This is a genomic window from Mycobacterium sp. URHD0025 (genome assembly GCF_000426065.1).
In the GTDB taxonomy this organism is placed as follows: Bacteria; Actinomycetota; Actinomycetes; order Mycobacteriales; family Mycobacteriaceae; genus Mycobacterium.
In genome coordinates this window covers 1-11,872 of the sequence record NZ_AUEQ01000024.1, presented here as the reverse complement: position 1 = coordinate 11,872, position 11,872 = coordinate 1, and the positions used below count along the sequence as shown (strand labels likewise).

The window sequence follows — 11,872 nt, the reverse complement described above, 5'->3', positions numbered from 1 at the left end:
GCTGACCCCCAACTCCTGTTACCGGCTATCCCCCAGAAGACTGACCACGTTCTGGGAGCAAAAGATTTGCTGCTACTTGGATTTCGGCGGCTCGTCGCCCCGCAACCGCGCCTGCAGTTGCTCGCGATCTTTACGCCGCCGCTCGTCGACCACCGCGATGGAGGCCGTCGCACGCTCACGCAGCGGACGGAACAACCAGATACCCAGCGGCAGCGCGATCACGATGGCGAACAACAGCGCCACCACGACGGGGAAATTCGCCACAACCAGAGACCCCACGCCGTAGATCGCCGCGGTGAGCACAGCGACCAGCACCAGCCGGGCGACGAGGTAAACCACCACGTCGGTGATCATGCGAGAGGTCGAACCACTTCCTGACACGCTCCGAGCCTACCGACGGCGCGTATATTCGGATAAAGGAGGTTTCGAGTGGCGTATCTACTCCTGCTCATTGCCGCAGCAAGCCTGGTGTACATCGGCTGGCGGTTGGCGCGGGTTTCCGGCAGTCAATCCAAGACCCGCGTGATCGGCCCCGATGACGACCCGGACTTCTTGCGCCGGCTCGGGCACGGCGACAACCCGCGCAGCTAGCCTGCGTCAGGCGCGCGGGCTCAATGACCGGCGCGCCCCGGGAAAGTCAGATGCCACCACCGCGGCCAGTTCGATCAGCGCCTCGCGAGTGCCGGGCTTGAGCCGGTCCAGGCTGATCTCTGCGCCCTCTTCCAGATGAGGATCGAACGGCACCAGGCGCACCGCACGGCAGCGCCGGGAGAAGTGGTCCACCACCTTGGACAGATCGACCTTGCCGGACCGCGGCCGCACCGCGTTGATCACCGCGATGGAATTGCGCACCAGCTCCTGATGTCCGTGGGCATCCAGCCAGTCCAGCGTTGCCGACGCGCTCCGCGCCCCGTCCACCGAACCCGAGCTGATCACCACCAGCACGTCGGCCTTCGATAGCACCGCCGACATGGCCGAGTGCATCAAACCCGTCCCGCAGTCGGTGAGCACCAGGCTGTAGAACCGCTCCAGCACCTCCAGCGCGCGCAGATAGTCGTCGGAGCTGAACGCCTCCGACACCGCCGGATCACTCTCGGAGGCCAGCACCTCCAGCCGGCTCGGCCCCTGTGACGTGTAGGCCCGTACGTCGCTGTAGCGCTCGATGCCTTCGGCGTCGCGCAGTAGGTGCCGCACCGTCGCCGCCGTCTCCAGCGGCACCTTCTGGCTCAGCGTGCCTCGATCGGGATTGGCGTCCACCGCGATCACCCGGTCACCGCGGATCGAGGCGAACGTGGCGCCCAGTGTCGCGGTGATCGTGGTCTTGCCCACGCCGCCCTTCAGCGACATCAGGGCGATCCGGTAGCAACCCTGCAGCGGCTGGCTGACCTCGCCGATCAGGTTGTTGCGGTGCGTGATCTTGGGGCTCTCACCGACGTTGATCTGCTTGAACGACGCCACATAGAGGGCCTTGCGCCAGCCCGAGGTCGGCGGGTTCTTGCGCTGGCCGAGCAACGCGTCGGTCGAGAGATCCCGGTAGGGCGTGGAGAAATCGTCCGTGGACGCCGGGCGGACGGGACCTGCTGGGACGGGCTGCGGGTAGGCCCCCGCCACTGGCGGCTCGAAGCTTGCAGGCACCGGCGGTGCGGTGATGACGGGTATGCCGTGTGGCGGCGTCGCGGCGGTCCACTCCGCGGGCAGCGGAGTGGAGACACCGGGCTCGGCGGGATTGCTGAACCGCTGCTGACTGCGGAACCCGGGCACCGGAGCGAACACCGATGGGACAGGAGGCAGTTCGGCAACGGGGGCGGGAGAAACCGCGGGTGGCGGGTCAGCGGCCGGTGGTGCTGCCTCATGGATCGGTGCCGCCTCATGGGTCACGGTCGGCGGCGCCGGCTCATGGATCACGGTCGGCGGTGCCGGCTCATGGGTCACGGCCTCGCTGTTGTCCTGTGGGGCAGGCTCCTGCGTTTCGGACGGCTCCGACACCGGCTCGGACTCTTGCTCCTGCACCGGTTCAGACACTGGTTCGGACACGAAATCCCCTCTTTTCCACACACTCCCGACCGGACCGCAGCCGCACCACAACCACTGGGCGCGCGGTCATCTCACCACCCTGGCGGCGCCTAGCCAACCCCGGCGTACGAATGCAGGCCAACGGTCACCAAGTTGATGAAGAACAGGTTGAACACCATCGCGACGAAACCCACGACGTTGATCCAGGCCGACTTGCGATCCCGCCACCCCGCGGTCGAACGCGCATGCAGATACGCCGCGTACACCACCCACGCGATGAACGACACCGTCTCCTTGGGGTCCCAGCCCCAGTAGCGGCCCCAGGCCTCTTCGGCCCAGATCGCGCCGAAGATCACGCCGAAGCCGAAGATCGGGAACGCGAAGATCGTGGTGCGGTAGGCGATCCGGTCGAGTGTCTGCGCGTCGGGCAGCCGATCGATGATTCGTCCGAGCGCGTTCTCGCGGTCGGCCAGCGGCGACATCTTCAGCAGGAACAGGATGCTGGCCACGCCGGCCACCAGGAAGACACCGGAGCCGAGGCTGACCACCGACACGTGGATCGGCAGCCAGTACGACTGCAGCGCGGGCATCACGGGCGCGGCATTGGAGTACAGCCAGCGCCCGGACACCGTCAACAGGATCAGCACCGGAACCAGCACGAAAACCCACAACGCGCGGTACTGCGGCTTGCGCAAAACGACCGCCGCGGCGATCAGCCCGCAGAAGCTGGTCAGGTTGATGAACTCGTACATGTTGCCCCACGGCACCCGCGAGGTGGCCAGGCCGCGCAACACGATGCAGATGAACAGCATGCCGATGCCGACGTAGGTCAAGGCCAGACCGGTCTTGCCGACCCGCTCGTCGAACGGCCGCCGGGGCTCCTCGGCGATGACGCCGGGGGTGGCACTGTCCGCGCCGACGGTGGCGCCGACGAGGACGGCCGCTCCAGCCATTTGCTCTTCGCGCGAGCGCTCATCGACTTTGCGGCCACGGCTGGAGGCGAGTTCGACGGCGAGCAGGATCAGCGCGCCGACCAGAACCACCACCGACGACGTGAACGCCCAGTCGGAGTACCTGGCCAGTCCGATGTCGATGTGCTCGGTATTCATGCGTCCTTCTCTCCTGCCGGCTGTTCGTATCCCTCCAACAGCCGCCCGGTCAGCTTCTCGAACTCATCGCCCCAGCCGGAGTTGTCGGTACGGGCCAGCCCGCCCAGCTCGACGTTCACCGTACCTGCCGCAGCCGTCTGGATCCGAACCCAGATCCGGCGCCGGCGCACCACCAACGACACCAGCAACCCGGCCATCATCGACATCGCGAACACCAACACCCAGACCTGGGCCGGGTCGTGCGAGACCTGCAGGTTGACGAACGGCACGGCACCGTCGAAGCGGACCTTGGTGCCGTCGTCGAGGCGCGTGTCCTGGCCTTCGACCAGGTTGACCCGCGCCACCTTTGTCAGCTGCTTGCGATCGATCAACCGGGGATCCAGCGAGAACAAAGACTGCGGCCGGCCGGTGTCCAGACCGGTGTCACCGCGGTAGATGTCGACCGCCACCGCCGGGTCGTTGAGTGCCGGGAAGCTCGACGACAACAGCGTGCCCTCAAGTTGCTTCGTGGGGGCGAAAAGGCCTTGGATCGCGATCTGGTGCTTGCGACGCTCATCCGCATCCGGATACGTACCTGCCGGCGGGTCGATACGCACCACGCCGGAGGACAGCAGCGTCATCTGTTCCTCGGGGCGCCACTGGATGGTCTGGCTACGCTCCCGGCCGTCCGGGAAGGTCACCGTGAAAGTCGGTGCGTAGCCGTGCCCCTGCAGGTAGACGCGGTCACCGCCGATGCGCAGCGGATGGTTGACCTCCAGGCGGTAGGGCTGCCAGGTGTCGGCGGCCAGATGTTCTCCGGACTGGTAGTCGATGTTGGCGGCAAAGGACAACGCCTGGCCCGTGGGCAGATAATGCGCGTCGAAGTCGTTGACCCGCAGACAGATCGGGCTCAGCGAGGTGCCGTCGACGGTGTTGCCGGCCCGGAACGAGTCGAAGGCCGCCGGCGAGGCGGTACAGAAACCTGGACCACCGTCGGCGATGACGATGACGTTGCCCTCGTAGCCGAACAGCTTGCCCGCGGCCACCGCCGCCAGCAGGCCCAGCAACGAGAAGTGGAAGACGATGTTGCCGAACTCGCGCAGATAGCCCTTCTCTGCGGATATCTCCGTGGCCCCATCCTGCTTCCGGACGACCTTGCGCCAGCCCTTCAGCCGGCCGGTCACGGTCCCGGTGAGCTCAGCGGCGTCGGCGGCCACCTGCTCGGCGTGATGCTTGGGCAGCCGGCCCAGATTGCGCGGGGCGGGCACCGGTACTGCCCGCAGGTTGCGGAAATGCTCGATCATCCGGGGCGTCAGGCAGCCCACCAGAGAGATGAACAGCAGCACATAGATGGCGGTGAACCAGAAGCTGGAGAACACGTCGAAGGCCTGCACGCGATCCAGCCAGGGCCCGAGCGTGGGATGGGCGGCCAGATACTCGTCGACCTTGGCTTCGTTGAGGCTGCGTTGCGGCAACAACGCGCCCGGGATCGCGCCGAGCGCCAGCAGGAACAGCAGCACCAGCGCCGTGCCCATCGACGTGAGGGTCCGCCAGGTGTTGCGTACCAGCGCGAGCAGACGCAAAACCGCCCCAAAACGCTGCTTTTTGGGCAGGTTTGTGTCTGCTCGCGGGGAAACCTGGGTCATATCGGGAGCCTCACATCACTGACGAAGGCGTCACGCACCCACGACACGAACTCATTCCAGAGACCCGTCACCAGCGCGGTACCCACCAGGATCAGCAGCACGCCGCCGAAGATCTGAATGGTCCGGGTGTGCCGGCGCAACCAGCCCAGGCCCGTCACGGCCCGCGCCGACCCGAGCGCCAGCAGCACGAACGGGATGCCCAGACCGAAGCAGTAGGCCAGCACCAGCACCACCCCGCGGGCCACGGTGGCGCCGTCGGTGGCCGAGGCCACCGCGATCACCCCGGTCAGCGTCGGCCCCAGGCACGGCGTCCAGCCCAGCGCGAACACCGCACCCAGCAGCGGGGCCCCGGCCATGGTGGACCACTGCCGCGGCGCGAAGCGGGCCTGGCGTTGCAGCGCCGGGATGAAGCCGACGAACACCAGGCCCATCACGATCGTGACGACACCGCCGATACGTTGCAGCAGAACCTGATTGACGATCAGCGCGGTGGTCATCCCGAGGACGGCGACCGCGCCGAGCAGGAACACCACGGTGAAACCGGCGACGAACAACGCCGCCGCGCCGGCCACGCGTAGCCGCGCGGTGCGGGTCGCTTGCTTGGTCGTGCCCGCATCGGTGACCACCGGGCTCTCCTGGACCCCCACCACGGCGGCCAGATAGGACAGATAGCCGGGCACCAGCGGCACCACACACGGCGAGGCGAACGACACCAGCCCGGCCAGCACGCTGATGCCCAATGCCAGCAGCACCGGCCCGGCCGCGGCGATCTCGGCGAACCCGGTCATTTCTGCGGCCCCGGTACTGCGGCCGGCTCCGAAGCCAACCGCTCGACCACGGGTCGCAGGTCGTCGGCCAGCAGCTCACGCAGGAACACCGCGGCCACCCTGTGCTGACGGTCCAGCACCACGGTCGACGGGATCACCGTGGTCGGGTACTTGCCGCCGAACGCCATCATGGTGCGCATCGCCGGGTCGTAGATGGAGGGGAACGTGACCTTGCGGTCGGTGACGAAATCGACTGCGGCATCACGGTTGTTGTCCCGCACATCGATGCCAAGGAACTGAACGCCGTCGCGACGGGTCTCTTCGTACACCTGCTGCAGCTGGCCGATCTCGGCCCGGCACGGACCGCACCACTGACCCCACACGTTGATCACCACGACCTTGCCGGCGAAATCCTCCAGCGAGATGGTCTTGGTCGGGTCGGTGAGCTCAGGACCGCTCAGTTTGCCCGGGGCACCGCGCTTTTCGGCCGGATCGTAGAAGATGTCGGTCTTGCCGCCGGGTGCGACGAACTCGAAGGTGCCGCCCTGGGCCACCGCGTCGTCACCCGTCGAGCAACCGGTGAGCAGCACCAGCCCTGCCAGCACCGCCACACTCACCCGGGTGACCAACGACGTCATTCAGATTCCCCAGGGCTCCGTGTAGCCCCATCGGATCAGCTTGTCTCCGTCGAAGGTGAACGACGTGATCGACGACAGATCGCACAGCCGGCTGTGCGGCAACGGCAGATGGGCGAGCTTGCGTCCGGTCATCGCCCGCCGCAGCGTCTCCACCGGGAGCTGGTGACTGACGCACACCGCCTCATGCCCGGCCGCCTTCTCCCGGGCACGGTGCATGGCCGCCATCATCCGGGGAGCGATCTCGTCGTACGGCTCACCCCAGGAAGGCTTGGCGGGGTTGCGCAGCTTCGGCCAGTTCCTCGGGTCGCGCAGGGCACCGTCGCCCGGCGCCACCCGCTCCCCCTCGAACATGTTCCACGACTCGATGAGGCCCTCATCGGTGAGGATCGGCAACCCGTGGCGGTCGGCGATCGGCGCCGCCGTCTCCTGTGCCCGCTCCAACGGAGAGGCCACCACGTAGACGATGTCCTTGTCGGCCAGCCAGTCGGCGGCAGCGCGCGCCTGGGCCTGCCCCCGCTCGGACAGGTGATAGCCGGGCAACCGGCCGTAGAGCACCTTCTCGGGGTTGAACACCTCGCCGTGACGCATGACGTGCACGGTGGTCCTGACGGTCGACGTGGGTTCGGTCACGGTCGGGCCTCCGCAGCGGCGCGGGCCGCACCGGGCAGGGCATCAGCGATGCGCTCGAATGCCGCATCGTCCAATGCCGCTGAGACAAACCAGGTTTCGAAGGCACTGCACGGCGGGTAGACGCCGGCCTCCAGCAACGCATGGAAAAACGGTGGGAAGCGCCAGGTTTCGGTGGCCTTGGCCGCGGCGAAGTCGCTGACCTGCTCATCGGTGAAGAACACGCTGAGCATGTTGCCCGCGCGCTGCACGCGGTGCGCCACCCCAGCCTCGGTGAGGGCGCCGGTGAGCAGACCGGCCAGCCGGTCGGCATTGGCGTCCAGCCGGGCATAGGCGGCATCGTCGGCGTTGCGCAGCGTGGCCAGCCCGGCCGCCATCGCCACCGGGTTTCCGGACAGTGTCCCGGCCTGGTAGACGGGCCCGAGCGGGGCGAGCCGCCCCATCACCTCGGCGCTGCCGCCGAACGCCGCGGCGGGCAGTCCGCCGCTCATCACCTTCCCGAAGGTGAACAGATCGGCGTCGACGGGATCCAGCCCGTACCAACCGGCCCGGCTCACCCGGAAACCCGTCATCACCTCATCGAGGATCAGCAGCGCACCGTGGGCTGCGGTGACCCCGCGCAGCGCCGCGTTGAAACCGGGCAGCGGAGCCACAGTACCCATGTTTCCCGGGCTGGCTTCGGTTATGACACAAGCGATCTCGTCGCCGAACCGGCCGAAGATCTCCTCCACCGCGGCGACGTTGTTGTACGGCAGCACGATGGTGTCGGCCGCCGCCGCGCCGGTGACACCGGGCGAGGAGGGCAGACCGAGGGTGGCGACGCCCGAGCCGGCGTCGGCCAGCAGCGCGTCACTGTGGCCGTGATAGCAGCCGGAGAACTTGATGATCTTGGCGCGGCCGGTGTAGCCGCGGGCCAGCCTGATCGCACTCATCGTGGCTTCGGTACCCGAGTTGACCAGCCGCAGCCGCTCGACGGGAGCCACACGATCGATGATCTCGGTGGCCAGTTCGGTCTCCGAGGGTGTCGGGGCGCCGAAGCTCAGGCCGTTGGCCGCCACCTGCTGCACCGCTTCGACCACCGCCGGGTGGGCGTGACCCAGGAGCATCGGGCCCCAGGAGCAGACCAGGTCGACATAGCGGTTGTCGTCCGCATCCGTCAGCCAGTAGCCCTTGGCCGAGGTGATGAACCGGGGGGTGCCGCCGACGGAGTTGAAGGCACGCACCGGGGAGTTCACCCCGCCGGGGATAACTGCGCAGGCATCGGCGAACAGCTGGGCCGATCGCCTGATGTGCGATTCGTCAGCACGCATGGCCACCAGTGTCCCAGTCGGCGCAACTCCGTCAACTACAGGGTGTAGTGGTCGCGATCACCCGGCTGGAGTCAGCGCGAACACCGGATGATCGGCGTCGTCGGGCAGGTCCCGGAAGTAACCCTCGACCACCTTGCCGGCCAGCGGCCGGTAGGCCGCGATGATCGGCGCCCGCTGGTCGACCGGAACCTCGGCCGCGAGGTAGCTCGTTCCCCCGAGCGTCACCTGTGGATTGGCCCGAATATTGCGCACCCATTCCGATTCCCCGCGGGTGGAGACCAGATATCTCACACCGTCGACCTCGGGCACGACGACGGGGATCTGTTGCGGCTGTTTGCTGACTCGGGTGGTGACGGTCAACGTCTCGCTGTGGCCGACTCCGGTGGCCATCGCGATCCGGTTGAATACTGCGCGAACAAACCATGGGGGCTTGAGATAGGCCATAACTCACGAGTTTGATGGTGAACATGCAGTTACCGCAATCGCTGGCCAGGTTCAACCGTTATGTGACCAACCCCATCCAGCGCCTGTGGGCGGGCTGGGCGCCGACGTTCGGCATCCTCGAGCACGTCGGCAGGAAATCCGGGAAGACCTTCCGGACCCCATTGAGTGTCTTCAGCACCGACGACGGTGTGGCCATCATGCTGACGTACGGTCCGGATCGGGACTGGTTGAAGAACATCACCGCAGCCGGTCACGCGCGCATCCGCCGCCACGGCAAGACCATCGAGGTCAGTGGGCCGCGGGTGGTGTCGAAGGCCGAGGCGGCCGAGCATGTGACGGGCGCGATGCGTCGTCCGTTCGCGCGCCTGCCGTTTGAGCAGGCCGTTCTGCTCAAACGGGTCTAGCCCTCCCGGCGGAAGCCAACGGGCGGGCCCCCGGGTACGGCGTGGACGCCTGCGCATCCAGTCGACGGTTCTGACGGATCACCACGGACCGCAGGCCGAGCAGTATCGCAACGGGAACCAGCATGAGCGCGACGATCTGGAGCATCTCGCTCATCGCGGGTTCCGCCTCGAGCGCCCGAGCGGGATGAGGGCAACCCCGGTGGCAGGAAACCCGGCCGATGTTTCGTATCGCATGCCTGCCGGTCTACTCCGCGCCCGGCCGGACGCCATCGATCTCAACGGTTTCTTGACGGCACGCCACCGGATCCTTACGCACTTGCCGCGGTTGGCCCGCACACCGCATCCGCTGGACGCGCGAACCCCTGTTCACCTGGGAATTCAAGGTCTACCGTAGATAGGTCACCACCGAGGTCGGCGGCAGGGCTGCAGCATCTGTCCGACCGGTGGCAGGAGGTCATCATGAAGCGCCTACTCGTCATCGGTTACGGAATCGCGAGCTACCTGGCGTTCATCGTGGCCTTCCTCTACGCGATCGCCTTCGTCGGCGACTTCCTGGTGGCCCGGACGGTCGATTCGGGTATCGCCGCACCGATCGCCGAGGCGGTGCTCGTCAACCTGTTGCTGTTGTCGGTATTCGCCGTTCAGCACAGCGTGATGGCCCGGCCCGCGTTCAAACGCCGGTGGACCCGCGTCGTCCCGCAAGTCATCGAACGCAGCACCTACGTGCTGTTGTCCAGCCTGGCGCTGTTCCTGCTGTACTGGCAGTGGCGGACCATGCCCGCGATCGTCTGGAGCGTGGAATCCACTGCGGGACAAGTGGTTCTGTGGACGTTGTTCTGGGCCGGCTGGGCAATGGTGTTCAGCTCTACGTTCATGATCAACCACTTCGAACTGTTCGGGCTGCGGCAGGTGTGGCTGAGTTGGCGCGGCCGGCCGTATCGCGAGCTCGGATTCCGAACAGTGATGCTGTATCGGGTGATCCGGCATCCGATCATGGCCGGGTTCATCGTGGCGTTCTGGGCCACCCCGACGATGACGGCAGGCCATCTACTGTTCGCGGCCGTCAGCACCGCCTACATTCTGGTCGCGATCCAGTTCGAAGAGCACGACCTGGTGGGCGACCTGGGCGACGAGTACCGCGACTACCAGCACCGGGTGGCGATGCTGGCTCCGGGCCTGCATCGCGGCCACGACAGCCCCACCCCGCACGTCAGGCACCGGCCCGCCTGACGGCACGAATTTCGCGACTGGCTTTTATTTTTTTCTGATGTATGGTCGGGCCCAGTGATTGCTTGCGACAAGGAGCAACGATGGCTGACAAATCCCAAGGCCGCCTGCCCAAAAAACCCGCGATGACCATCAAGGAAAAGCGGGCAGCGAAACGCGACAAGATCGCCGACGAAACCATTCCCAAGCGCAAGCGCCCAGACCGAGCGTAGCAGTTTCACGCAGGTCATCGTGGCCTTTCAGCTCTGGTGCAGCGAGGGCAACAAGCCGGATCCCGCCCGCAATCCATCGCCTTTTTCGGTGGGGTGGTTTTATGCGTCAGCAATTTTAATGCCGATTTTAGATTCGCATTTTTGGCGGAGCTTTCATTTTCGGTCGGCGCACAGAAGAATTGTCGACAATGGTCGAGTACGGCTGGTTAATGCTGCGGCGGATCACGTCGCCGCACTCGCGGAGTATTGATGTTCCACTGGCTTACCGACCAGTCCGAGGGCGATCAAACCCGTCACTCGACGCCCACGGTGGCACGACGCTGCGGTAGGCGAGGATTCCGCGCGGCGGGGTGTGCGCGGTGTGGCCGGCAAGCGCCGGGCTTGCCCGGATGTCAGGGTCCGCGTGCTGGGTTGGTGGTGAGGGCGTGGTCGATGGGTGGCCATGGGTCGGGGTCGTCGTATGCGTAGGTGGCTTCGAGGTGTCCGGTTGGTGGTGAGGCGTGGAGCAGTTCCCAGCCGGGTGGGAGTTCGGTACCGAACGGCTCTGGGATGGTCGGGTCTGGTTGGAATGAGTCTGGGTTCCAGAGGTATTCCGCACTGAGTGGGGTGAATGTGGGCTGGTCGACGTCGGTGTCGAAGTCTGTGTCGCACTGCGGGTTCCATTCCTGGTCCCAGTCGTCCCAGTGCGGTTCGGGCACGCGGTCAGGCGCCAGCGCCCAGTCGGGGTCCGGATCCCGGTGCGGTACCGGCCCGTGGCCCGGGTGGTTTTCGGCTGTGAAGCCTGGGGCCGGCTCGGGGTCGGGGTCTGGCTCGCGCGCCGGCGCAGGGCCTGGCTCAGGCGCTGGCTCTGGATCAGCGTCCGGCGCTGCGTTTGGCGTGGGTTCGGGGTAGCCCGTCAGATCCGGCGCAGGGTTTGGCTCCGCTTCCGGAGTGAGCCCCGGTTGGGGTTGGGGGTTCTCGGGTGGGGTGAGCAGTAGTTCGGGGCGGTGGTGGTAGTTGATGCGGTGTTGGCCGTGATCGAGCCCGGGTGGTGGGTGCCATTCGACGTTGCCGTCGGGGTTGATGGTGGTGGTGTAGCCACCGTCGCCGACCATGCGGTTGTCGGGGCCACAGGCCAGGGTCATCTCATCAACATTGGTATGACCACCCTCAGCCCAATCCGCGGTGGCGTGATGAACCTGGGAACCATACGCGCCGGTGGTGCAGCACGGTTTGGTGCAGCCCCCGTCGCGGGCGATCAACATGATCCGCTGCGCCGGGCTAGCGATACGGCGGGCCCGGAAATAGTTCAGCGCCGCCCCGGTGGCCTGATCGAAAACCGCCAAATGATGACTGGCATGGGCGGCCATCCGGATCACATCTTGGATCGGAATTTTGGTGCCCCCACCGCTGATCCCGATCCCGGCCCGCGATTCCAAATCTTGCAGGGTGGTGCGGATGATCACCGACACCGGTAACCCGTTGAGCTGACCCAGATCCCCACTCATCAACGCGAT

The 11,872-nt window shown here is 66.5% G+C and carries 15 protein-coding genes; 4 read left to right on the top strand and 11 right to left on the bottom strand.

Annotation, left to right across the window (positions count from 1 at the left end; genetic code table 11):
• Window positions 1–72: 72 nt before the first annotated feature.
• Window positions 73–354 (bottom strand): DUF4229 domain-containing protein, encoded by a 282-nt coding sequence (locus tag H977_RS0128045; RefSeq protein ID WP_029110966.1) that lies wholly within the window; start codon window positions 352–354, stop codon window positions 73–75.
• A 75-nt stretch (window positions 355–429) separates the two neighbouring features.
• Here H977_RS0128045 and H977_RS35705 point away from each other — a divergent pair, with 75 nt between their 5' ends.
• The gene (locus tag H977_RS35705) at window positions 430–591 is read left to right on the top strand and encodes a hypothetical protein (protein ID WP_165612223.1); all 162 of its coding nucleotides are present in this window, start codon (window positions 430–432) and stop codon (window positions 589–591) included.
• Window positions 592–597: 6 nt separating this feature from the next.
• Here H977_RS35705 and H977_RS0128035 read toward each other — a convergent pair whose 3' ends face one another.
• From H977_RS0128035 to H977_RS0128000, 8 genes are all read right to left on the bottom strand, one after another.
• The gene (locus H977_RS0128035) at window positions 598–1,986 is read right to left on the bottom strand and encodes a MinD/ParA family ATP-binding protein (RefSeq protein WP_502691225.1); all 1,389 of its coding nucleotides are present in this window, start codon (window positions 1,984–1,986) and stop codon (window positions 598–600) included.
• A 137-nt stretch (window positions 1,987–2,123) separates the two neighbouring features.
• Window positions 2,124–3,122 (bottom strand): c-type cytochrome biogenesis protein CcsB, encoded by a 999-nt coding sequence (gene ccsB / locus H977_RS0128030; protein ID WP_029110964.1) that lies wholly within the window; start codon window positions 3,120–3,122, stop codon window positions 2,124–2,126.
• Window positions 3,119–4,636, bottom strand: a complete 1,518-nt coding sequence (locus H977_RS0128025; RefSeq protein WP_196808346.1) for a cytochrome c biogenesis protein ResB — start codon at window positions 4,634–4,636, stop codon at window positions 3,119–3,121. Before H977_RS0128025 ends, ccsB begins: the two co-directional genes overlap by 4 nt.
• A gap of 107 nt (window positions 4,637–4,743) precedes the next feature.
• Complete coding sequence (locus tag H977_RS0128020; RefSeq protein ID WP_029110962.1) at window positions 4,744–5,535, bottom strand: cytochrome c biogenesis CcdA family protein; 792 nt, start codon at window positions 5,533–5,535, stop codon at window positions 4,744–4,746.
• The gene (locus tag H977_RS0128015; protein ID WP_029110961.1) at window positions 5,532–6,152 is read right to left on the bottom strand and encodes a TlpA disulfide reductase family protein; all 621 of its coding nucleotides are present in this window, start codon (window positions 6,150–6,152) and stop codon (window positions 5,532–5,534) included. The genes H977_RS0128020 and H977_RS0128015 overlap by 4 nt, the downstream gene beginning before the upstream one ends.
• Window positions 6,153–6,740 (bottom strand): histidine phosphatase family protein, encoded by a 588-nt coding sequence (locus tag H977_RS0128010; RefSeq protein ID WP_029110960.1) that lies wholly within the window; start codon window positions 6,738–6,740, stop codon window positions 6,153–6,155. It abuts the gene before it with no gap.
• Between the two features lie 38 nt (window positions 6,741–6,778).
• Entirely contained in the window at window positions 6,779–8,089 is a 1,311-nt protein-coding gene (gene hemL / locus H977_RS0128005; RefSeq protein ID WP_029110959.1) for a glutamate-1-semialdehyde 2,1-aminomutase, read from the bottom strand.
• Between the two features lie 57 nt (window positions 8,090–8,146).
• Entirely contained in the window at window positions 8,147–8,533 is a 387-nt protein-coding gene (locus H977_RS0128000; protein WP_029110958.1) for a nitroreductase/quinone reductase family protein, read from the bottom strand.
• Window positions 8,534–8,556: 23 nt separating this feature from the next.
• On the opposite strand from H977_RS0128000, the gene H977_RS0127995 reads away from it, so the two are divergent.
• Window positions 8,557–8,937 (top strand): nitroreductase family deazaflavin-dependent oxidoreductase, encoded by a 381-nt coding sequence (locus H977_RS0127995; RefSeq protein WP_029110957.1) that lies wholly within the window; start codon window positions 8,557–8,559, stop codon window positions 8,935–8,937.
• Here H977_RS0127995 and H977_RS35480 read toward each other — a convergent pair.
• Complete coding sequence (locus H977_RS35480) at window positions 8,924–9,091, bottom strand: hypothetical protein (protein ID WP_155946878.1); 168 nt, start codon at window positions 9,089–9,091, stop codon at window positions 8,924–8,926. The two genes, H977_RS0127995 and H977_RS35480, sit on opposite strands and share 14 nt — an antisense overlap.
• Window positions 9,092–9,396: 305 nt before the next feature.
• Between H977_RS35480 and mddA the strand changes: the two genes are divergently transcribed.
• The gene (gene mddA / locus H977_RS0127985) at window positions 9,397–10,167 is read left to right on the top strand and encodes a methanethiol S-methyltransferase (RefSeq protein ID WP_029110956.1); all 771 of its coding nucleotides are present in this window, start codon (window positions 9,397–9,399) and stop codon (window positions 10,165–10,167) included.
• Between the two features lie 80 nt (window positions 10,168–10,247).
• Window positions 10,248–10,376, top strand: a complete 129-nt coding sequence (locus H977_RS36105) for a hypothetical protein (RefSeq protein WP_286162758.1) — start codon at window positions 10,248–10,250, stop codon at window positions 10,374–10,376.
• Between the two features lie 392 nt (window positions 10,377–10,768).
• Here the strand turns inward: H977_RS36105 and H977_RS35090 are convergent.
• Window positions 10,769–11,872, bottom strand: a 1,104-nt coding sequence (locus H977_RS35090; protein ID WP_155946877.1) for a DUF222 domain-containing protein, incomplete at its 5' end; no start/stop codon positions are given.

Excerpts from the sequence above, each read along its gene's own strand:
- H977_RS0128045 (WP_029110966.1), bottom strand. The coding sequence starts at position 354 with ATGATCACCGACGTGGTGGTTTACCTCGTCGCCCGGCTGGTGCTGGTC.
- ccsB (WP_029110964.1), bottom strand. The coding sequence starts at position 3,122 with ATGAATACCGAGCACATCGACATCGGACTGGCCAGGTACTCCGACTGG.
- H977_RS0128025 (WP_196808346.1), bottom strand. The coding sequence starts at position 4,636 with ATGGGCACGGCGCTGGTGCTGCTGTTCCTGCTGGCGCTCGGCGCGATC.
- H977_RS0128020 (WP_029110962.1), bottom strand. The coding sequence starts at position 5,535 with ATGACCGGGTTCGCCGAGATCGCCGCGGCCGGGCCGGTGCTGCTGGCA.
- H977_RS0128015 (WP_029110961.1), bottom strand. The coding sequence starts at position 6,152 with ATGACGTCGTTGGTCACCCGGGTGAGTGTGGCGGTGCTGGCAGGGCTG.
- H977_RS0128010 (WP_029110960.1), bottom strand. The coding sequence starts at position 6,740 with ATGCGTCACGGCGAGGTGTTCAACCCCGAGAAGGTGCTCTACGGCCGG.
- hemL (WP_029110959.1), bottom strand. The coding sequence starts at position 8,089 with ATGCGTGCTGACGAATCGCACATCAGGCGATCGGCCCAGCTGTTCGCC.
- H977_RS0128000 (WP_029110958.1), bottom strand. The coding sequence starts at position 8,533 with ATGGCCTATCTCAAGCCCCCATGGTTTGTTCGCGCAGTATTCAACCGG.
- H977_RS0127995 (WP_029110957.1), top strand. The coding sequence starts at position 8,557 with ATGCAGTTACCGCAATCGCTGGCCAGGTTCAACCGTTATGTGACCAAC.
- H977_RS35480 (WP_155946878.1), bottom strand. The coding sequence starts at position 9,091 with ATGAGCGAGATGCTCCAGATCGTCGCGCTCATGCTGGTTCCCGTTGCG.
- mddA (WP_029110956.1), top strand. The coding sequence starts at position 9,397 with ATGAAGCGCCTACTCGTCATCGGTTACGGAATCGCGAGCTACCTGGCG.
- H977_RS36105 (WP_286162758.1), top strand. The coding sequence starts at position 10,248 with ATGGCTGACAAATCCCAAGGCCGCCTGCCCAAAAAACCCGCGATGACC.